General features: G+C 72.4%; 16 protein-coding genes. 9 read left to right on the top strand and 7 right to left on the bottom strand.

Going from position 1 to position 19,737, the window contains the following annotated elements; all coding sequences use genetic code 11:
* Window positions 1-8: 8 nt before the first annotated feature.
* The 3 genes from ABGB21_RS01975 to ABGB21_RS01965 form a co-directional block, all read right to left on the bottom strand.
* On the bottom strand, window positions 9-2,216 hold the full coding sequence (locus ABGB21_RS01975; protein WP_347676121.1) for an FUSC family protein: 2,208 nt from the start codon (window positions 2,214-2,216) through the stop codon (window positions 9-11).
* Between the two features lie 105 nt (window positions 2,217-2,321).
* Window positions 2,322-3,068 carry a DUF2786 domain-containing protein gene (locus tag ABGB21_RS01970; RefSeq protein WP_347654363.1) on the bottom strand — a complete coding sequence of 249 codons (747 nt, stop codon included), beginning with the start codon at window positions 3,066-3,068 and terminating at the stop codon, window positions 2,322-2,324.
* A 187-nt stretch (window positions 3,069-3,255) separates the two neighbouring features.
* A complete protein-coding gene (locus tag ABGB21_RS01965; RefSeq protein WP_347654362.1) occupies window positions 3,256-3,645 on the bottom strand; it encodes a hypothetical protein in 390 nt (129 codons plus the stop codon).
* A 169-nt stretch (window positions 3,646-3,814) separates the two neighbouring features.
* Between ABGB21_RS01965 and ABGB21_RS01960 the strand changes: the two genes are divergently transcribed.
* From ABGB21_RS01960 to ABGB21_RS01930, 7 genes are all read left to right on the top strand, one after another.
* Window positions 3,815-5,176 (top strand): ABC transporter substrate-binding protein, encoded by a 1,362-nt coding sequence (locus ABGB21_RS01960; RefSeq protein WP_347676119.1) that lies wholly within the window; start codon window positions 3,815-3,817, stop codon window positions 5,174-5,176.
* 191 nt (window positions 5,177-5,367) lie between these two features.
* A complete protein-coding gene (locus ABGB21_RS01955; protein ID WP_347676117.1) occupies window positions 5,368-6,006 on the top strand; it encodes a hypothetical protein in 639 nt (212 codons plus the stop codon).
* Between the two features lie 183 nt (window positions 6,007-6,189).
* Window positions 6,190-6,438 (top strand): hypothetical protein, encoded by a 249-nt coding sequence (locus ABGB21_RS01950; protein WP_347654359.1) that lies wholly within the window; start codon window positions 6,190-6,192, stop codon window positions 6,436-6,438.
* 227 nt (window positions 6,439-6,665) lie between these two features.
* Window positions 6,666-9,941, top strand: coding sequence for an FtsX-like permease family protein (locus tag ABGB21_RS01945; RefSeq protein WP_347676115.1), 3,276 nt, complete (start codon window positions 6,666-6,668; stop codon window positions 9,939-9,941).
* A 50-nt stretch (window positions 9,942-9,991) separates the two neighbouring features.
* Entirely contained in the window at window positions 9,992-12,751 is a 2,760-nt protein-coding gene (locus tag ABGB21_RS01940; protein WP_347654357.1) for an FtsX-like permease family protein, read from the top strand.
* Window positions 12,751-13,788, top strand: coding sequence for an ABC transporter ATP-binding protein (locus tag ABGB21_RS01935; protein WP_347654356.1), 1,038 nt, complete (start codon window positions 12,751-12,753; stop codon window positions 13,786-13,788). Before ABGB21_RS01940 ends, ABGB21_RS01935 begins: the two co-directional genes overlap by 1 nt.
* A 53-nt stretch (window positions 13,789-13,841) precedes the next feature.
* Complete coding sequence (locus ABGB21_RS01930) at window positions 13,842-14,558, top strand: ABC transporter ATP-binding protein (protein WP_347676372.1); 717 nt, start codon at window positions 13,842-13,844, stop codon at window positions 14,556-14,558.
* 193 nt (window positions 14,559-14,751) lie between these two features.
* On the opposite strand, the gene ABGB21_RS01925 is transcribed toward ABGB21_RS01930, so the two are convergent.
* Together ABGB21_RS01925 and ABGB21_RS01920 are read right to left on the bottom strand one after the other, a co-directional pair.
* On the bottom strand, window positions 14,752-14,961 hold the full coding sequence (locus ABGB21_RS01925) for a BldC family transcriptional regulator (protein WP_007073996.1): 210 nt from the start codon (window positions 14,959-14,961) through the stop codon (window positions 14,752-14,754).
* Between the two features lie 265 nt (window positions 14,962-15,226).
* Window positions 15,227-16,066 (bottom strand): hypothetical protein, encoded by an 840-nt coding sequence (locus tag ABGB21_RS01920; RefSeq protein WP_347654355.1) that lies wholly within the window; start codon window positions 16,064-16,066, stop codon window positions 15,227-15,229.
* A 250-nt stretch (window positions 16,067-16,316) separates the two neighbouring features.
* Here ABGB21_RS01920 and ABGB21_RS01915 point away from each other — a divergent pair, with 250 nt between their 5' ends.
* Together ABGB21_RS01915 and ABGB21_RS01910 are read left to right on the top strand one after the other, a co-directional pair.
* Window positions 16,317-17,399: a Glu/Leu/Phe/Val dehydrogenase dimerization domain-containing protein gene (locus ABGB21_RS01915; protein WP_347654354.1), complete on the top strand. Its 1,083-nt coding sequence runs from the start codon at window positions 16,317-16,319 to the stop codon at window positions 17,397-17,399.
* 352 nt (window positions 17,400-17,751) lie between these two features.
* Window positions 17,752-17,967, top strand: coding sequence for a DUF3073 domain-containing protein (locus ABGB21_RS01910; RefSeq protein ID WP_347654353.1), 216 nt, complete (start codon window positions 17,752-17,754; stop codon window positions 17,965-17,967).
* A gap of 228 nt (window positions 17,968-18,195) precedes the next feature.
* On the opposite strand, the gene amcA is transcribed toward ABGB21_RS01910, so the two are convergent.
* Together amcA and amcB are read right to left on the bottom strand one after the other, a co-directional pair.
* Window positions 18,196-18,438 (bottom strand): multiple cyclophane-containing RiPP AmcA, encoded by a 243-nt coding sequence (amcA, locus tag ABGB21_RS01905; RefSeq protein WP_347654352.1) that lies wholly within the window; start codon window positions 18,436-18,438, stop codon window positions 18,196-18,198.
* Window positions 18,407-19,510, bottom strand: coding sequence for a cyclophane-forming radical SAM peptide maturase AmcB (gene amcB / locus ABGB21_RS01900; protein WP_347654456.1), 1,104 nt, complete (start codon window positions 19,508-19,510; stop codon window positions 18,407-18,409). Before amcB ends, amcA begins: the two co-directional genes overlap by 32 nt.
* Window positions 19,511-19,737: the final 227 nt, after the last annotated feature.

Raw genomic sequence — 19,737 nt, 5'->3', positions numbered from 1 at the left:
CGCACAGGTCAGTCGGTCCGCCGCCGGCCTTCACCGGGTCCGGCGGCCGGCAGGTCCGCCGAAGGCGGTTGGATCCGGTCCAGGTTGTCGGCCGCGCCGCTCAGCCACACCTCCACCTCGATCAGGTTCAACGCGGCGGACGGCGGCTCGCCCGCGTCCAGCACCGCCCGCACCTCCTCGGCGAAGCCGTCCGGCGCCGGGGCGGAGACCCGCTGCCGCAACCGGCCCTCCTCCAACTGCCGGGCGAGTTCGTGGTAGCTGCGCCGGATCTGCCCGGCGTACTCCTCGAGCCGGTCGGCCGCGCCGGCCACCCTGGGCAGGCGGGCGTCGGCTCCACGTCTGAGCCGGAAGATCGCGCCGAGGTGCAGGTAGTTTCCGGCGACGATGGCGGCCATCCAGTCGATCGGTGGCAGCCACCGGTCGTGTCGCTCCGCCTGGTACTGCAGGAACGAGGCTTCGGCGAGGACCAGCCCGCGCCGCGAACTGTCGAGTATGCCCATGTCCAGTGGCCGCCCCGCCAGCTTCCGTACCACTCCCTCGGCCGTCGCCGCACTCTGCTCCAGATACGCGGCGACCGAGCGGCGCACCTCGCCGCTGCCGCCCTTCGGCCAGAGCAGCACCCCGACGAGGATGCCGACCACGGCACCGACCGTGACGTCCAGCAGGCGGGCGCCGGCAATCTTCAGGTCCACCGGCCCCACCTCGGTGAAGACCAGAACGAACAGCACGGTGAACATCGCCTGGGCCCAGAGGGGCCGCAGCAGCGGGCTGAACGTGAAGGTCAGCAGCATCACCACCGGAAGTACCACCAGGATGAGTTCCGATACGTGTGCCGCGGTCAGCAGCAGGGTGCCGACCCCGGCACCGAGCAGCGTGCCGAACAGGACCGGACTCAACGCCTTTCCGGTCTCGACAGCGGAGGCCCGCATCAGGGTCAGGATCGCGAGCAGCACCCAGAACCCGTGGGTCAGGTGCAGGGATCCGGCGACCCCCCGGGCGATGGTCAACGCCACGGCGACCCGCAACGCCCCCTGCAGGTACACCGAACGGGTGGTCAGGTGCAGGCGGAACTGCTGCCAGTAGAGGAAGATCGAGGAGCGCCGGGCGTAGAAGACGTCGTCCGGCCCGGGCGCCGGCCGGGGGCGCGGGGGCAGCCGGAGCCCGGAGGCGATCCGGGTGGTCAGGCCGAGGGTCCGGGCATTGCTGGCGAGCCGCAACGTGATCGCGGCGAACTGCAGCAGCGTGACCGTCCGAGCCGGATCGTCGCGTTCGATCACCGGATGGCGGTAGCCGTGCCGGATCTGGGTGTCGAGCTCGGCCAGTTCGTGTTCCGCGACCGGTGCCGTCCGGTCGGCGAGGGTGTCGGCGGCGGCGTGGATGACCTCGGCCGCCCGCCGGAGCAGTCGGGTCAGATCCTCGTCGCGGATGTCGGTGCCCCTCGCCCGGAGCCGGTCCGCCTGGACCAGGATCTGCGACAGCAGGCTCGTGCTGTGCCGGATCGCCCGGTCCCGGAAACCGGCCGATGCCGGACGCTGAATCGGCGGATACCCGGCCAGTGACATCCCGGCCATCGCCTGGCGCGCCGCCGCCTGGCGGCGATCCAGTTCGGCACCGTCGACCGGCTCCCCCGACGGCCGTTCGGCGACCAGTTCGATGTACCGCGCCACGGTGTGGCCGGCCTCGGCCAGGCGGTCCCGGTACCCCGGGGATGGCCGTTCCGGCCAGAGCAGCCGCTCGGCGAGGATGAGCAGCCCGATGCCGAGCGCGACCCCACCGAGCCGGGAGGGCAGGCTCGCCGGCTGGTACGGGGGAAAGGACGACGCGATGTAGAACAGCTGTAGTCCGGTGGCGACGCCGAGGATCCGTGGTCCGCCGGCCGTGGCGAACGCGACGGTGAAGCCGACGACAAGCATGCCGGCCACCGCCGCCCAGGTGCTCACGGAGAGCAGACTCCCGACGGTGACCAGGACCAACGCCACCGGGAGCACGATGAGCAGCGACCGGATCCGCTGCGCCGGGCTGCCGGGCAGCTGCGAGATGAAGCCGGTGGCGATCGCGCTGAAGACCGTGTAGAGACCCAGCACCGGATCACCGAGGCCGTAGGTGCCGCCGAAGAGGCCGGCCGCGGCGACCAGGGACAGTCGGACCCCGCGCCGTAGAACCTGGTAGCCCGGATCTCGCCGACGCAGCCAGCGCAGGAACCCGATCCTGGTCATGGCTCCTCTGCCGCTCCCGCCGTGTTCAGCTCCCCGGGAAAACACCTTCCCACCCCGACCCGTCGCGCGGCGGCGCTTTCCTCCAACGGTGGACAGCGCCCGGCGTCACCTCCCGCCCACCGGGCCGGCGTCACTGTCGAGCGACGGCCGCGCGCTCCGATGACCGGAACGCAGCCCCGTCCCGCCGAGATCCGCGCGCCGACCCGCGGCAACGCCCTGATCCAGCCCACCGCCGCGCAGTCGACGCGGCGCGGCGCTACGCAGTCGCGGGTACGCCTCGGCCAGCCGTCGCTCCACCCGGTCGGTACGGTCGGCGAGCACCAACGCCACCGAGGTCGACGCGGCGGGCTGCGGCGCCGAGGCGGCGGCCGCCTGTTCCGCCCACCGGAGTCGGTCGGCCACCGCCAGGCTGAACCCGGCCAGCCAGGACCGGCGGAACGCGGCCGGATGCTCGTCCGGCGGTACGACCGCGGCGGCGAGCCCGTGCGCGGCCTGCACCAGCAGCGAGGTGAAGAGCAGGTCCACCCGCTCCAGGTCGCTGCCGAACCCGAACAGGTGCATGGCGAAGCCGTTGCCCTGCCGTCGGCGTACCGCCCGGCAGCGCAGCGCGTCGGCGATCCCGGCCAGCAGTCCCGCCTTGTCCAGGGCGTACGGCGCCGGCACGTCGACCACCCGGTCGCCCACCGGGTCGGTGTCCGGGTCACGGGCGGCGAGCAGGGCCCGGTCCACCCCGTACCGGGCGATCAGCTCTGCCGCCTTGGCGGTGAACGCCTCCGCCTCCGCCGCTGTGCAGGCCGGATCCTCCGCCTTGGCCAGCAGCTTGCGGACCTTGCTCAACATGGCCTCGGACATCCCACAGGACTACCACAGTCGGGCGGACCGCCCTGGACAGGACGCATGTGCGATATGCAAAGATGTGGATCGATGACTGAACATCCTGGCGTGGTCCGGACAACGGGCCGGACGGCCCCACGTCCACCGGCCCCAGCGGTCAGCCGGCGCGGTGGCGGGGCGGTCAGCCGGCGCGGTGGCGGGGCGGTCAGCCGGCGCGGTGGCGCAGCGTCGCGACGGCCGAGCCGGCAAGGGTCAGCAGGCACTCCGGCAGCTGCCCGTCGGCGATCGCCGCACCGAAGAGCGCCTCCCCGGTGTCGATGTCGGAGTTCGCGTACGCACTGACGAACCGGGCCACCCAGCGGGCGTCGTAGCCCGCCTCGTCGATGCCGGGAAAGTCGAGGGTCCAGGCGCCGTGTGGCACACCGTCCCCGATCATCGTCGCGGCGAGGCACCAGGCCACCTCGTACGCCCCGGCGACCCCGGCCCGGTCGACCACCGCGTCGAACGTCCCGACCACGGCGTCGCTGTCACCTGCCAACGCCGAGCTCAGCACCGCCGCGGCGTCGTCGAGCGTCTGGCGCGGAACGTCCGTCACGTGCGGAAGAGTATGCCGCCAGGTCAAGGCGCGCCCGGAAGAACACCTACCACCGACTGTTCCGGATGATATTCCCTGGCAGTAGGCGTCAACCGTTCGACCACCACCTACGTTCGACGGCGGAGCGCGCTAATGTGCCAACGGATCTCCGGGGAGGAAGGATGACCCGATGCTGGTATCACGCGGCCCACACCGCGCCGCGCTGACCGTCGCCGCCTGCGCCACACTCCTGCTGGCCGGCTGTGGCGGTTCGGACGACGACGGTCCGGTCGACCAGACCGCGCCGGCCCAGGTCCGGTTGTACGGCACCGACGGCAACATGCAGAACTCGTTCGCCGAGGAGTTCGGGGACCAGAGCGGCCTGCTCAAGGGGATGAAGGGCACCACGCCCCTCACGCCGCTCTCCGACGACTTCAAGGCACGGTTGCGCAGCATCGACCCGAAACTCTCCGACTTCCTCTACGCCGGTGAGACGTACGACGCGGTGGCGATCAGCGCGATCGCCGCGCAGCTCGCCGGCAGCACCGAACCGGCGAAGATCGCCGAGCAGATCGTCGGTGTCACCAACGGCGGCGAACGTTGCGACACCATCGCCACCTGCCTGGAGTTGGCCCGCGACGGCGTCGACCTCGCCTACCGGGGCATCTCGCTGACCCGGGGCGGCTTCACCGACGCCGGCGAGCCGTCCACCGCCAGTTACGGCACGCTGCACTTCGGCAGCGACAGCCAGCTCGACGACGGCAAGACCGAGTTCCTCGGTGCCGGCGACGAGACCACCGCCAGCGGCAAGGAGCCGCCGGCACCGGTCAAGGAGACGCCGAGCGTCATCCGGGAGAGCGGAGCGCCGCTCAAGCTCGGCGGCCTGCTGTCGAAGACCGGTGACCTGGCGCTGGCGTACCCGCCGATGGCGGCGGGCGGGGCGCTGGCACTGAAGGAGATCAACGACGCCGGCGGCGTGTTCGGCGAGGACGTGGTCTGGATCGACGGTGACGACGGGACCAGCCCGACCGTCGCCAAGGCGACCGTGGACACGCACATCACGGAGGGCGTGCACGTCATCATCGGCGCGGGTGCCTCCGGCATCTCCCGTGCCGTGCTGCCCGACGTGGTCAAGGCCGGCCTGGTGCTCTTCTCCCCGAGCAACACCGACGCCGGGCTCAGCACCGTCGAGGACAGCGGCCTGTACTTCCGTACCGCCCCGTCGGACGTCCTGCAGGGTCGGGCACTCGCCGACATGATCCTCCGGGACGGTGCCCGAAAGATCGCCCTGGTGGCCCGGAAGGACTCCTACGGCGAGGGTCTGCAGGGTAACGTCCGGGCCGAACTGGAACGCGCCGGACACGGCTCGGACCAGGTGAAGCTCTACAGCTACCCGGCGTCGGAGGACCCGAACGCGCCACCACCCGACTTCACCGAGGGTGCACAGGAGATCAAGCAGTTCGGCGCGGACGCCGTCCTGGTCATCGGCTTCGGCGAGTCGGCGAAGGTGATCCAGGCGCTCGCCGCCGCCGGGTTGAACCTGAACCGGTAGCGACACCGCCCTCCGCCGGCGCCCTGTAGTCACGGGTCGCCGGCGGATCCGTGTCGGCAGGGGGCGCCGGGATCGTACGGGCGGATCGGCGTACTGGCACACATCGGGGAGTCGGCGGCGGCGCGGCCCACCTAGCGTGGCGGGCATGCCCGGGCGGGACGGCCGGGCACCGCCGACCGGGGAGGTACGACATGAGCTACGACGGTGACCCCAGCGTGCTGGGCGAGGGGTGTACGGAGCACGAGTTGCCCGACGCCGGCGGGCAGGAGGGTTTCGGCACCGCGGCGGACGGCCTGCCGGACCCGCTGGCGACCCCGTTGGCGGAGGAGGCCGACCTGCCCGGCCCGCCACCGGTCAGCTCCGTCCTTACCAGCTACGCGGACGGCTCCAGCCGGTTCGCCACCGACCTCGACGGCGACGGTTACGTCGACCTGGTGCAGGTCGACGTCAACGGCGACCGGGTGATGGACCTGAGCTACCAGGACACCGACTGGGACGGCCGGATCGACCTGGTCGAGCGGGACACCAACCTCGACGGCCGGACCGACCAGGTGCTGACCGACACCAACTCGGACGGCCGGGTCGACTCCGTCCTGCTCGACCGGGACCACGACGGTCTGGTGGACCGGAGCGTCACCGACACCGACCTCGACGGCCGGCCGGACACCTGGCTCACGGACCACAACCGGGACGGGCGCCCGGACGTGGTCGTCACCGACCTCGACGAGGACGGCCGAGCCGACCAGCTCCTGGTGGACCTCGACCGCGACGGCACCGTCGACCGGGCCAGCTACCTCGACGGCGACGCGAACCCGTACGTCAGCAACTGACCCGGGGTCCGCCCGGCACGCCGCCGCGTCCCGGTCGACCGGCGGGCGGGGCCACGCCGGGGAGTGCGGAGTGGCACAGTCGGGTATCCAGGTCCGAAAGCTCCGCGGGGGTGGCACCCGGGCGGCGCGGAGCGGAACCGTCCGGGCCCGGTCCGGACGCCAACCCCGACGGAAGGGCAACAGATGAGTGAGACGCAGGAGACCGTCGACACCCGTGGTGACGAGCGGATCGAACTGCTCACGGCGGACGCCAACCAGGACGGCCAGACCGACGTGTGGGTGGTGGACACCGACGGCGACGGCAAGCCCGACCTGTTCCAGTTCGACACCGACGGCGACGGTCAGGTGGACATCACCATGGTCGACGTCGACGAGGACGGCCAGCCGGACGAGGTCGTGGACGGCGACGGGGGGCATCCGCCGGTCGTCTGACCGTCCCGCGCGGACGCCGCCCCGCCGGCGCCGGCCGGCGGGGCGGCAGTCACGTCCCGGTACGCAACAAAATGATCTCGATTGGGCCAGCCCCGGGTCACAACCCCGGTACGTCTGAGAAATCACGTTCCCACCTGGCAACCTTTCTCCCGGCCTTGGGCGCCTCAGCAGCCGTGAGGGGCGACGATCCGACGTCGCCCCGTTCGGCACACGGGGAGACCCACACGATGAGGCTGGTGTTGCGGCGCGCCCGGGGGGCGAAGAGTCTGCTCCTCGCGGCGACCGGGGCGACCCTGATCGCCACCGCCCTGCTCACCGGCCTCGCCGGGTACAGCCGGGCCGTGGTCGATTCGGGGGCGGATGTCGCGATCTCGTCGGCGAGTCCGGAGGAGCGGTCGATCCTGGTTCGCGGCTCGGCCGGGGGTAACCAGGCTGAACTGGAAAAACGGGACGCGGCGCTACGGGAGCGGTTCGCGGACGGGTTCAGCGGGGTCCCGACCACCGTCTCCGGTGCCGGGGTGGCCGCCGGCCGGCAGCTCGCCGGCCCGACCGGTACGGCGGTCCCGGACGACGACGGTGTCGTCTTCGCCTCGGTCCTCTTTCTCGACGACCTCGCCGCCCACGCCGACCTGGTCTCCGGCGCCTGGCCCAGCCCGGGCGCCCAGCCGGTGCAGACGACACTCGCCGAACCGGTAGCGACCATCCTCGGGGTCAAGGTCGGCGACCAGATCCCGGTCACCGACCGGGTGACCCGGAAGGTCACCCCGGTACGGGTCGTCGGGGTGTGGAAGCCGCGCGACGGCCACGACCCGTACTGGCGGTTGGCGCCGGACGTGATGACCGGGGCGGCGCCGGGGTCGGCGACCTACGGCCCGCTGGTGGTGGACCGGACCGACTTCCTGGACCAGTTCCTGGCCAACGCCTCGGTGGCCTGGCTGGTCGAGCCGAACCTCGACCGGATCACGGTCGGCACCCTGCACCGGCTCGGCCAGGCCGCCAAGGAGGTTGGGACGACCCTGCCGTCCGAGGTGGGGCTCGGCAGCTCCGGCCTGGTCACCACCCAGGTCGACCAGTTGGCCGACCGGCTCGGCCGGGCCGAACTGGTGGGCCGGTCGGCCCTGGTCACCCCGATGCTGCTGGTCGTGGTCCTCGGCGGGTACGCGTTGCTGCTGGTGGCCCTGCTCCTCACCGAGCAGCGGCGGGACGAGACGTCACTGCTCCGGGCCCGGGGCGCCGGACGGGGTCAACTCGTCGGACTCGCGATCCGGGAGGCGCTGCTGGTGGTGCTGCCGGCCGTCGTACTCGGCCCGGTCCTCTCGGTCGCCCTGATCGGGGTCGCCGACCGTACGCCGCTGCTGACCGACGCCGCGATCCGGCTGAGTCCCCGTCCCGACTCGCTGACCTGGCTGGTGGCCGGGCTGGCCGTGGTCGGTTGCCTGCTGGCGATGACCGGTCCGGCGCTGCGCCGCGGCGGCACGTACGTCGGCGACCTGGCCGCCCGGTCCCGGCCGAGCCGGCGTACGGCCGTCCAGCGGGCCGGCCTCGACGTGGCGCTGATCGCGCTGGCGGTGCTCGGCTGGTTCCAGCTCCGCCAGTACTCGTCGCCGCTGGTCGGGGCCGGTGGCCGGGCCGCGCTCGGGATCGACCCCCTGCTGGCCGCCACCCCGACGATCGGGGTGCTGGCCGGCGCGGTCCTCGCGCTGCGCGCGCTGCCGCCGCTGGCCCGGCTGGTCGAGCGGACCGTCGACCGGCGTTCCTGGACCGCGATGACGTTCGGGATGTGGCAGGCGGGCCGCCGCCCGCACGCCGGCCCGGTGCTGCTGCTCTCGCTGGCGGTGGCGGTCAGCACCCTCGCCTGGTGCCTGGCCGCCACCTCGGACCGGTCGTTGACCGACCAGGCCGACCACCAGGTCGGTGCCGACCTGCGGTTGGTGGAGGCGTCCGGCGAGGCGCCGCCGGAGCGGGCCGGGCAGCTCGCGGAGTTGTCCGGCGCCACCGGTGTCCTGCCCGCCTGGCGGGACGAGCTACGGCTCGGCACCGAGGGGGTGCCGGCCGAGTTGCTCGCCCTGCCGTCGGCCATGGCCGGTCCGGTCGTCCGGTACCGGGCCGACCTGGCGGGCGGCGACCCCGACCGGGTCTTCGACGCGCTGGCGGCGAGCCCGGTCACCGCGCCGACGGCCGAACTGCCGGCCGGTACCCGCCGGCTGACCGGGCAGATCACCACCGCCACCGGCTACGACTTCGGTGACACCCCACCCGAGGACCGGCCGCGGGCGGCCGACGCTCCCGAGGCCCCGATCAACAGCGCGGTCGTCCTGGTCGACACGACCGGGGCGTACCACCGGATTCCGCTCGGCCAGAGCCAGAGCGGAAAGCCGCTGCGGTTCAGCATCGAGCTGGCGCCGGGGACGGTACGGCTGGCCGGTTTTGCGGTCGACGGTTTCGGCACCTGGGGCTACCGCCTCGACTGGCACCTGACCGACCTGCGCGCCGGTACGGGCGACCAGGCCGGCACCCCGCTGTCGCTCGGGGAGAACCCGCAGTGGCGGCTGGTGAACCGGCAGGGTGTCCTCATCGCCGATCCGAACTTCCGCGGCGCGCAGGTCGAGACGGCGGCAGGCGAGGGCACGCTGAGCGCCGGTTACCTGATGACGCCGACGTTCGACAACTGGACCGGCGCCCGGCAGCCGTGGTCGGTCGCGATAACCCCGGCGGCGAGCAAGGAGCCGGTGCCGGTGGTGGCCACCACCGAGGCGTTGGCCGCGCTACGGATGAATGTCGGCACCAGCACTCAGCTGACCATCTCCGGCATATCCATGACCGTCAAGGTCGTCGGCACCGTGGCGGCCGTACCCGGGGTTCCGGAGGGCGCGGCGCTGCTGGCCGACCTGCCGTCGTTGAACGCCCGGCTCTTCCACGACACCAACGTGCTCAGGGAGGCCCAGGAGTGGTGGGTGGGGACCCGGGCCGGACAGACCGGGTCGGTGGTCGGGGCGGCCGCGGCGTTCGACGGACTGCGGATCGTCGACCGGCGGGAGGTCGCCGACCAGGCGAGCAGTGACCCGTACGGGGTCGGCGCCCGGGTCGCCCTGTTCGCGGCGGCACTCGGCGCGATCCTGCTCGCCGCGGTCGGGGTCGGGGTCGACATCCGGGCGACGGCCCGACGCCGGTTGACCGAACTGGCGGTGCTCCGGACCCTGGGCACCCGGTCCCGGACGTTGACCCGGTCCCTCCTCGTCGAGCAGGGCTTTCTCGCCGGTCTCGGCGTACTGGTCGGGCTGGCGGTCGGGATCGGTGTGGCGGCCACGATGGCCCCGCTGATCATTCTGACCCCGGCGGCCGAGCGGCCGGTGCCGGTCCCGCTGCTGGAGATCGCCTGGCTGCCCTCCGGCGGTACGGCGCTCGTCCTGCTGCTGCTCGCGATGCTGTTGAGCGGGCTGACCGCCGTCACGACGCGGAACCGCCTGGCGGCCGCCCAGCTGCGGATCGGAGATGACCGGTGAGCGACCGGACCAGGGGCGGCGCGCTCGTCGACAACGGAAGGACAACCCCCGTGAACGGATCCGCCGGTGCCCGGCGCCGGCTGCCCGGACCGCTGCGCCGGCTACGGACCTTCGCCGGTCAACTGGGCCTGTTGGCCGTGCTCGGCCTGGTCGCCGCGCTGCTGGTCACCGGTGCGCCCCGACTGGCGAACCGGTACGCCGACCAGGGGCTCGGCCAGGACGTCGGCGCGCTGCCGTACCAGGTCCGGGACCTGCTGTTCGGCGGCGGCCTGACTCGCGGCAAACCGCCGCTCGACCCCGCGGTGGCGGAGGCGACGCTCGACCCGATCCGGCAGAGGCTGCAGGCGCCGCTGCCCGATCTGGTCAACCGTCAGTGGTTCGTCGGCCAGATCGGCCCGAAGGACGTGGCGGTCTCCGGCGACAAGCAGACGATGTCCGGTTCCTGTCGGCCGAACCTGCCGTTGCGTTACCAGCCGGGGCTGGAGCGGGTGTCGACCGTGGTGGAGGGACACTGGCCGGCGAACCGGGGGGCGACGACCGTGGAGGTGGCCGTCTCCCGGGCGGCCGCGGACGCGACCGACCTCCGGGTCGGCGACCAGTTCTCGCTGGTCGGCCAGGGGTTCTCCAGGGGCTCCGTGCCGGTCCGGGTGGTCGGGATCTACCAGGCGGCCGACCCGGCGGCGCCGGACTGGGACGGCGCGGGACTGGTGCCGATCCCGTGTCCGGATCCGACCGCCGGAGGGACCTGGCAGGCCCCCCTGCTGACCGACCTGCCGGGGCTCACCACCGCGACCCTGGACCTGCCGGCCGACTACACGTGGCGCTACCGGGTCGACGAGCGGCGGCTGACCACGGCCGGGATCCCGGACCTGATGGCCGCGATCGGGCAGGCCCGGCGGCCGACCGCCGACGACGCGCCACGGCTGGCAACCGGGTTGGACACCGCGCTGTCGACCTTCGACGGCCAGCTCCGCTCGGTGCAGGCGCTGCTGGCTGTGGTGCAGGCCGGCATCCTCACCACCGTGCTCGGCCTGGTTGTCCTCGCCGCCCGCCTCGCGGTGGAACGCCGCCGGGAGGAGCTGACCCTGCTCCGGGCCCGGGGCGGCGCGATCTGGACGATCGGCGGGCGGACCCTGGCCGAGGCGGTGCTGGTCATGCCGGTCGCCGTGCTGGTGGGCTGGGCGGTCGGCGGTCTGCTGCCGGGCCGGCCGAGTGGGCTGGAACTGCCACTGCTGGTGGCGCTGCTGGTCGGCACCACCCTCGCCGTTCCGCTGCTGGCGATGTCCAGCCAGCGCGGGATGCGTTTCCTCGGGCAGCGGCGGGATCTGGTCCGGCACCGGCCGACCGTACGGCGACTCACCGCCGAGGCGCTGGTGCTGCTGCTCGCGGTCCTGGGTGTGGTGCTGCTGCGCCGACGCGGGCTGAGCCAGTCCAGCGGGGTCGACCCGTACCTGGCGTCGGTGCCGGTGCTGCTCGCGGTCGCCGCCGCGCTGGTCGCCCTGCGGCTCGTACCGGGGCCGCTGCGGCTGCTGGGTAGGCTCGCCGCCCGGGCCCGGACCGTGGTGCCGTTCGTCGGGTTGGCCCGGGCCGGCCGGGCCGCCCCGGTCACCGTCTTCCCGGCGGCGATCCTGGTGGTGGCGATCGCCATCGGCGTTTTCACAAGCGTGGTGACCAGCACCATCGGCGAGGCCCGGGACCAGGTCAGCAACCAGGAGGTGGGCGGCGACGCCCGGATCGTCAGCAACGCCTTCACCGCCGAGCAGACGGCCGAGCGGCTCGCCGCGCTGCCCGGGGTCACCGCGGTCAGTGCGGTCGGCACCGAGTCGGGGCAGCCGCTGCGGGTCCGCAACCCGGACGGTACGGGCGGTCGTCCGCTCGGTCAGGCGCAGATCCTGGTGGTGGACGGACCGGCGCTGGCCCGGGTGCTGGGGCATAGTGGGATCGACGCCGAGCTGCCGGCCGCGTTCACCCGGCCGGGCCGGATCGACGGTCCGGTGCCGGCGGTGGTCTCCCCGGACATCGCCGAGGACTTCCGCCGTGAGGAGGTCACCACCGGGGTCACCGACGTCCAGGGCCGCCGGTACGGCTTCACGGTCGACGCCGTGCGGTCGACCTTCCCCGGGTTGCCGGTCGACGCCCGACGGTTTGTCGTCCTGCCCTGGCAGGCCCTGCCGGTGCCGGACTTCCAGCCGATCCGGCCGAGTGAGTTCCTGGTCGCCGGGACGGGTGTGTCGACCACCGCGCTGCGCGAGGCGGTCGAGGCCGGACAGCGGGAGTACCTGTCCCGGCTGCTCGGCGAGCCGGCCGACGAGGTCCGTACCCTGCCGGTCACCGTCACGACCTGGCAGGAGCACCGTCGGACGCTGGAAGGCAGTGGGGTGAACCGCCTGCTGAGCTTCACCTTCACCGCCGGGGTCGCCGGGGCGCTCGCGCTGGCGCTGCTGGCGGTCGGTTTCGCCGTACTCGCCGAGGCTCCGGCGCGGGGGCGGGTGCTGTCCCGGCTGCGCACCATGGGCCTGTCCGGGCGGCAGGGGCGGGGCCTGCTGGTCTACGAACTGGTGCCGCTGGTCGGGGTGGCGGTGCTGGCCGGCGGGCTGGTCGGGGTGCTGCTGCCCCGGCTGCTCGGACCGGCGCTCGGGCTGTCCGGTTTCACCGGCGGCCTGCCGGCGCGGGTCCACGTCGACCCGCTGCTGGTGGTCGGGGTGCTGCTGCTCGTGGTGGTCGCGTTGGTCACCGCGCTGGGAATCGAGAGTCTGGTCAATCGGCGGATGCGTCTCGGCAAGGTGCTCCGTCTCGGAGAGGAGAACTGATGGCGAGTCCGACGAGCACCGCCGCACCGGGCACCCCCGATCTCGCCGTGCTGCAGCGGCGGGCCTCGGAACGGGCGGCGGCCCGGGCCGGCGGGGCGGACCGGTTGCGTGGTCACATCGTCTGCGACGGCCTGGTCCGGATCTTCAAGACCGAGGGTGTCGAGGTGGTGGCCCTGCAGGGGCTGGACCTGGTGGTCGACCGGGGCGAACTGCTCGCCATCGTCGGCGCCTCCGGGTCCGGCAAGTCCACGGTGTTGAACATCCTCTCCGGGTTGGACGTGCCGACCGCCGGGATCGCCCGGGTCGGCGACTTCGACCTGCTGAACATGTCGGCGAAGAGCCGGCTGCGGTACCGCCGCAAGATGGTCGGTTTCGTCTGGCAGCAGACCGCCCGCAACCTGCTGCCGTACCTGACCGCCCGGGAGAACGTCGAGCTGCCGATGCGGCTGGCGCACGGCCTGCGCGGCGGGGCGGCCCGGCGGCGGGCGACGGAGCTGCTGGAGATGGTCGGGGTCGGCTACTGCGCCGACCGTCGACCGGGCCAGATGAGCGGCGGCGAGCAGCAGCGCTGCGCGTTGGCGGTCGCGGTGGCCAACGATCCGGAGGTGCTCTTCGCGGACGAGCCGACCGGCGAGTTGGACGAGGCGACCGGCGCCGACGTCTTCGCGGCGCTGCGCACCATCAACGCCGAGCTGGGGGTGACCATCGTGGTGGTCACCCACGACCACGCGGTGGCCGGCCAGGTCCGCCGGACGGTCGCGATCCGCGACGGCCGGACCGCCTCCGAGGTACGTCGTTCCGCCCGGGTCGGCGCGGACGGGGTGGAGGAGGTGGTCTCCGAGGAGTACGCGGTGCTGGACCGTTCGGGCCGGATGCAGTTGCCGGCCGCGTTCGTGTCCGCGTTGAGCCTGCGGGACCGGGTGAAGCTCAACCTGGAGCCGGACCACGTCGAGGTACGCCCCGGCGACAGCACCACCGACGACCACAACAGCAGCAACGGGGCCGGCGGCGGTGCCGGTGGCGGGGAGGCATCGTGAGCGGCATCAACGGCGGACGGCACGGCGCCGGGGCCGGACAGGGGGACGGCCCGGTGGGTGAGGAACTGGTCCGGGTCGAGGCGTTGGGCCGCGACTACCGCAGCGGTGAGCGGGTGGTGCACGCGCTCCGGGACGTCTCCTTCTCGGCCGGGCGGGGCGAGTTGGTGGCTGTCCGGGGTCGGTCCGGCGCGGGCAAGACCACCCTGCTGAACCTCGTCGGCGGACTGGACCGGCCGACCAGCGGGCAGATCCGGGTGGCCGGGCTGGACATGACAAGTGCCGGCGCCCGGGAGCTGGCCGAACTGCGCCGCTCGAAGATCGGTTTTGTCTTCCAGTCCTTCGGCCTGATCCCGATCCTCTCCGCCGCCGAGAACGTCGGCGTGCCGATGCGGCTGGTGAAACGGCCGCGGGCCGAGCGGGACGAGCGGGTGGCGATGCTGCTGGAGCTGGTCGGACTGGGCGGCCAGGCGGCCCAGCGCCCGTACGAGCTCTCCGGCGGCCAGCAGCAGCGGGTGGCGCTGGCCCGGGCGTTGGCGAACGATCCGCCGCTGCTGATCGCCGACGAGCCGACCGGACAGCTGGACTCGGAGACCGGCCGGGAGATCATGGAGCTGCTCCGGGCACTGGTCCGGAGCCGGGGGATGACCGCGCTGGTCGCGACCCACGATCCGAGTCTGATGGAGCTGGCGAACCGGGTGCTGACCCTGCGCGACGGTCGGCTGTTGTCCGAGGAGGAGGTGGTTGCGGCCGGGTTGGCCGCCGCCGGCTGATCCTCCCGTACCACCGCCTGACGCCACAGCCCCGTCGGTCCCTGCCGGATCGGCGGGGCTGTCGGATGTCCGGGGGATCAGTCGTCCGGGAACTCAGTCGTCCGGAAGCCGGACCGGTCCCGGACAGGACTCAGGGGTGGTCCCGGTCACCCGGTGCCACCCCTGAGCCAGACGTCGATCTGCGAGCCGCGCCTCAGTCGCCCTGGCGCTGCTGGGGAATCTGTCCCTGCAGCAGGGCGCGAACCTCCGACTCGCGGTAGCGACGGTGTCCACCCAGCGTTCGAATCGCGCTGAGCTTTCCCGCCTTCGCCCACCGGGTCACGGTCTTCGGGTCGACACGGAACATCGACGCGACCTCTGCCGGTGTGAGTAGCGGCTCAGGTTCATGCGTACGCGATGCCATCGGTCACTCCTCCACAGGTGCCTATAGACATCGGCCGGGGTCCCGCCGGCCGACGCGTCTCCCATGGTCCGGCTAGTCCCCGATGTCCGACATGGGCCGAACGGCCGAACGTCCCTGGATGGACGGATGAACAATGACCGAAATATGGTTATTTTTTATGCCAGAAAAAGACTTAACCGGACGGCCGATTGCCCCTCGTGATACCAATATTACGAGCGGCACTCGCGTGTGTGCGCTCCCAACCCGCTCTGAGCGGCATCGTTCACTAGTTGCAACGTTCCAGTAGCTGGATCGCCCGCCAGCGCGCGACGAGCGTCTCGTACGCCTCGGTGGCCGCCTCCGCGTCGCCCCGGGAGAGCCCGGCGAGCCCGGCCGCGACCAACGCCGGCGAGTCGTCCCCGTCCAGCGCCTCGTCCGACAGCAGGTCCACCAGACCGCCGTAGTCGAGTTCCACCACCGAGCGCGGGTGGAACTCCTCCAGCCACCGGGCGCCCTCCTCGACCGCCTCGGTGATCGGCGCGTCCCCCACCGACTTCCGCAGCACCGACAGTGCCCGGGAGGCCCGCCGACGGGCCTTGGAGATCTCCGTGCGGTAGCGCAGCACCCGCCGGTCCGGCCGGGTCGTCAACTCGCGCTCCTCCGGGTCCACGAAGACGAACCAGCGCAGCGGCACGCCCCAGGTGGAGATCTGCTCGTGCAGCCGGGGCACCCCGTGCTCCAGCACCCGCGCCCCGCTGCGCCAGTCGTCCACCACCGCCTTCGCCTGCCCGGCCAGCACCGGCGGCACGAACGCGTCCGCCAACACCGGAGGTACGCCGTCCCGGGCGCTCAGCGCCGCCTCGGCGATCCGGATCCGCAGGTTCCAGGGACAGACCAGCAACGTGTCGTCGGCCTCCAGGACGTACGCCTCCTCGGGCAGGTCCGGCAGCCGGGTCCACCCCGCGCCCAACGCCTCGATCACGGCGGTACGCTGCCGTACCGGCCCCTCCGACGGGGCGACCGCTCTGCCCTCCTTGACGTACCGGCGCCAGAAGAGCTGCCGATCCCGGTCGAAGGCGGTCAACGGCTCGTACACCCGCAGGTAGGAAGCGAAGAGCGACGGCACGGCGCGATCCTCCCACGAAACGAGAGCCGGCTGTCGTCAGCACCTCGGATCAATCCCCGCCGGGTCCGGCGGTACCCGGTCGGCCCGGCGAACGCCGGTGACCACCATTCGGACGGGCCGGAGGCACTCCACCAGGGTTCGGAACCACGATTACGCTCGCAGGAGTCGGCGCCATCCCCCCGCCGGCACCCGGGCGACCCCCGGCCCACACACATCCCACAAGGGTGTCCAGCCTCACCAGGAGCGAGCCATGGACGTATTCGCCAGCACCGACGGTCAGGAATCCGACGGCCACGAGCAGGTCGTGTTCTGCCAGGACAAGCAGAGCGGCCTCAAGGCGATCATCGCCATCTACTCGACCGCGCTCGGCCCCGCGCTCGGTGGCACGCGGTTCTACCCGTACGCCACCGAGGCCGAGGCGTTGCACGACGTCCTCGAACTGTCCCGTGGCATGGCGTACAAGAACGCTCTCGCCGGTCTCGACCTGGGCGGCGGCAAGGCGGTCATCTGGGGCGACCCGGACCGGATCAAGACCGAACCCCTGCTGCGCGCGTACGGCCGTTTCGTCGAGTCGCTGGGCGGCCGCTACTACACCGCCTGTGACGTCGGCACGTACGTCGCGGACATGGACGTGGTGGCCCGGGAGACCCGGTTCGTCACCGGACGCAGCGTCGAGCACGGCGGCGCCGGCGACTCGTCCGTGCTGACCGCCTGGGGTGTCTTCCAGGGCATGCGCGCCGCCGCCGAGCACGTCTGGGGCTCCCCGACGCTGGCCGGCCGGCGGGTCGGGGTGGCCGGGCTCGGCAAGGTCGGTCGGCACCTCACCGCCCACCTGATCGACGACGGCGCCTCGGTGGTGGCCACCGACGTCGACGAGCGGGCCCTGGCCTGGGTCCGGCAGACCTACCCGCAGGTCGACCTGGTCTCCGACGCCACCGCCCTGGTCACCTCCGACCTCGACGTCTACGCGCCGTGCGCGCTCGGCGGCGCGCTCGACGACGTCACGGTGCCGGCGCTGCGGGCCCGGGCCGTGGTCGGCGCGGCGAACAACCAGCTCGCCCACCCCGGCATCGAGAAGCTGCTGGCCGACCGGGGCATCCTCTACGCGCCCGACTACGTGGTCAACGCCGGTGGTGTGATCCAGGTCGCCGACGAGATCGAGGGCTTCAACTTCGAGCGGGCCAAGCTGCGGGCGACGAAGATCTACGACACCACCCGGGACATCCTCCGGCTCGCCGACGCCGAGGGCGTGCCGCCGGCGGTCGCCGCCGACCGGCTCGCCGAGCGCCGGATGGCCGAGGTCGGCCGCCTCCGCACCATCCACCTCCGCTGAGCGACCAAACGGGCCCCTGCCGCCACCGGAAACGGGGCAGGGGCCCGTTCCACGCCCCGACGGGTGGTCCTCGCACATCCGTACGTTTGCCGGGCTGACGGGGCGAAATTAGGCTGTGGGTAGCAACGGGTCCCCGGAGCCGGCGGAAAGGTCACGACCGGTGCGACAGGCGGCCCTTACCCGCCGGTATCGGGCGCCCGGTCGATGCCGCTGCGACGCGCGGGCACGGACGGTGGCAACCCGAGGTGCCGAACCTGGGCATCCCCATGTACCGTAAGAGCCACGAGAGATGCCTGACGTCATCGGGGCCCGCCTTCGGGCTGCCCCGAATTCTGTGCGAGGGGGTCGAGCCATGGGGCGCGGCCGTGCTAAGGCCAAGCAGACAAAGGTGGCCCGGGAGCTGAAGTACCACTCCCCGAACACCGACCTCGCCGCCTTGCAGCGAGAACTCGGCGGCAGCCGTAAGTCGGACCACGACTTCGACGACGACTACAAAGAGTACGTCGACGACGATGACGAGGATCACGACGCGGAGGACGACCCGGACACCTGGGCGCCAACCCGCTGACCTCTCCGGTCACATCTGAGCACGCGGTGACACCGCGTGCTCACGCGTGTCCGAGTGCATTGCGGCGCATCCGCGGATCGGAACACCACCGGTAAGGACCTGCCGCGTCGGATCATGTCCGGCGTACCCGCGACAGGTCCTTACCGGTGTGGGTGCGCCCGATCACCTGGGCGGCTGTACCGGACCGCCCGCCGCGTCCGCAGCGGCGGCCGGAACCGGGCAACGGGCTCAGCGGGGTCGGTTGTTCCAGTTGTAGAACGTCGGGATGTTCTCGAAGTGGTTCCAGGCGCAGACCGCGCTGGCGCCGTCGGCGTTCCTCGCGGTCACCTCGGCCCGGAGCCGTCGTGCCTCCGCCGCCTCCTGGAGCAGGGTGGTCAGGCCCGCCCGGACGTCCCGGACCCGCAGGGCCACCGGGTCGCCGGCCTCCGCCCCGGTCTGTTCAGGCTGGCGCCGGCTGGTGGTGTCGGGCATGGTCCAACACTCCCTCCAATAGACGGATCTTGCTGTTGCGACAGTGGTCGGTCTCCGTACCATCGAAACGCCCGTGCTCGAAGTAACGGTTGGCGGCATGGCCGCCCCCGCAGAACCCGAAGTACGGGCAGTGTGCGCGGCAGGACTCGACCCCGGACAGGAACTCGGCCACCCAGGGGGTGCCGGTGGCGGCGGCGAGAATGTCCGGTAGCGCCGTCCGCAGGACGTTTCCGCTGCTGAAGTCGCCATAGTCCGGGTGGGAGAAGCCGGCCAGCTCGGGTGAGAGCAGCACCACGGAGCCGTCGTGGCCGATGGTCGGGATCGGGTCGAGCTGGCGGGGCAGCACCTGGTCGTCGGTGCCGTCGAGCACCGCCGCCGCGTACCGCAGCGACCACTCGACCTCCCGGAGGTGGATCCGGGGGTCGCGGCGCCAGGCCGCGACAAGTTCCGCCCAGAAGCCGCTGACCCGGTCGGCCCGGTGGGTGTTGCGCCGGGTGTTGACCCCCTCCGTCTCCTCGATGTTGATGCCCAGCACGTCACAGCCGAGGTCGAGGAAGTAGTCGTACAGCTCGGTGGCGAGCCCGGCCTCCGGCCGGCTCACCACGCAGAGCGCGGAGAAGGTGATGCCGTTGCGGCGCAGCGCCTCCACCCCGGCCATGATCCGGTCGTACGACGGCCGTCCACCTCGGGTCACCCGTTCGGCGTTCCGGTCGCGCGGGCCGTCGACGCTGACACTGACCCGGATCCGGTGCTCGACGAGGAACTCGCACCACGCGTCGTCGATCAGGGTCGCGTTGGTCTGCACGTGGTGCTCGACCGCAGGCTGGAAGGGGGCCAGCAGCGCCCCAAGGTGCTCCCGGCCGGCGGCGAGCGGTTCACCGCCGTGCCACACCACGGAGAAGCGGCCCTGGTCGGCCCAGCGGTTGACCGGCGCGGCGACCGCCTCCGCCACCGGGACCGGCATCCGCCGGTCCGCGGACCGCAGCGGGAGATAGCAGTACGCGCAGTCGAGGTTGCAGAGAGTGGTCGGCTGCATCACCACGTAGCTGGGGACCGGGGCGATCCCCCGCATGCCGGAGAACTCCTGTCGTCGGACAGCCATACCCCCTCCTCCCCGCGCCCGAGGTGCCCTCAGGCTAGGTGGCGTCGGCCACTCCGGTGAAGTCCTGGGCGGGTATGCCGAGGATCACGTGGATTCGAGGCAACCTTCTGGGTTGCGGGTTTTAGCGCCTTTCGCGGAAACACCCGTAGGTACGCCGACCACCCGGAACGGCCCGTCGGGCCGGCCGGGTGGTGGTC

Source organism: Plantactinospora sp. B24E8 (assembly GCF_039871735.1).
Taxonomy (GTDB): domain Bacteria; phylum Actinomycetota; class Actinomycetes; order Mycobacteriales; family Micromonosporaceae; genus Plantactinospora.
The sequence above is the reverse complement of the archived record's forward strand: the minus strand, read 5'-3'. Positions and strand labels throughout refer to the sequence as shown.

Coding starts and splice junctions, on each gene's coding strand:
- ABGB21_RS01910 (WP_347654353.1), top strand. CDS start 17,752: ATGGGGCGCGGCCGTGCTAAGGCCAAGCAGACAAAGGTGGCCCGGGAG.
- amcB (WP_347654456.1), bottom strand. CDS start 19,510: ATGCGGGGGATCGCCCCGGTCCCCAGCTACGTGGTGATGCAGCCGACC.
- ABGB21_RS01945 (WP_347676115.1), top strand. CDS start 6,666: ATGAGGCTGGTGTTGCGGCGCGCCCGGGGGGCGAAGAGTCTGCTCCTC.
- ABGB21_RS01950 (WP_347654359.1), top strand. CDS start 6,190: ATGAGTGAGACGCAGGAGACCGTCGACACCCGTGGTGACGAGCGGATC.
- amcA (WP_347654352.1), bottom strand. CDS start 18,438: ATGCCCGACACCACCAGCCGGCGCCAGCCTGAACAGACCGGGGCGGAG.
- ABGB21_RS01955 (WP_347676117.1), top strand. CDS start 5,368: ATGAGCTACGACGGTGACCCCAGCGTGCTGGGCGAGGGGTGTACGGAG.
- ABGB21_RS01915 (WP_347654354.1), top strand. CDS start 16,317: ATGGACGTATTCGCCAGCACCGACGGTCAGGAATCCGACGGCCACGAG.
- ABGB21_RS01925 (WP_007073996.1), bottom strand. CDS start 14,961: ATGGCATCGCGTACGCATGAACCTGAGCCGCTACTCACACCGGCAGAG.
- ABGB21_RS01970 (WP_347654363.1), bottom strand. CDS start 3,068: ATGTCCGAGGCCATGTTGAGCAAGGTCCGCAAGCTGCTGGCCAAGGCG.
- ABGB21_RS01975 (WP_347676121.1), bottom strand. CDS start 2,216: ATGACCAGGATCGGGTTCCTGCGCTGGCTGCGTCGGCGAGATCCGGGC.
- ABGB21_RS01960 (WP_347676119.1), top strand. CDS start 3,815: ATGCTGGTATCACGCGGCCCACACCGCGCCGCGCTGACCGTCGCCGCC.
- ABGB21_RS01935 (WP_347654356.1), top strand. CDS start 12,751: ATGGCGAGTCCGACGAGCACCGCCGCACCGGGCACCCCCGATCTCGCC.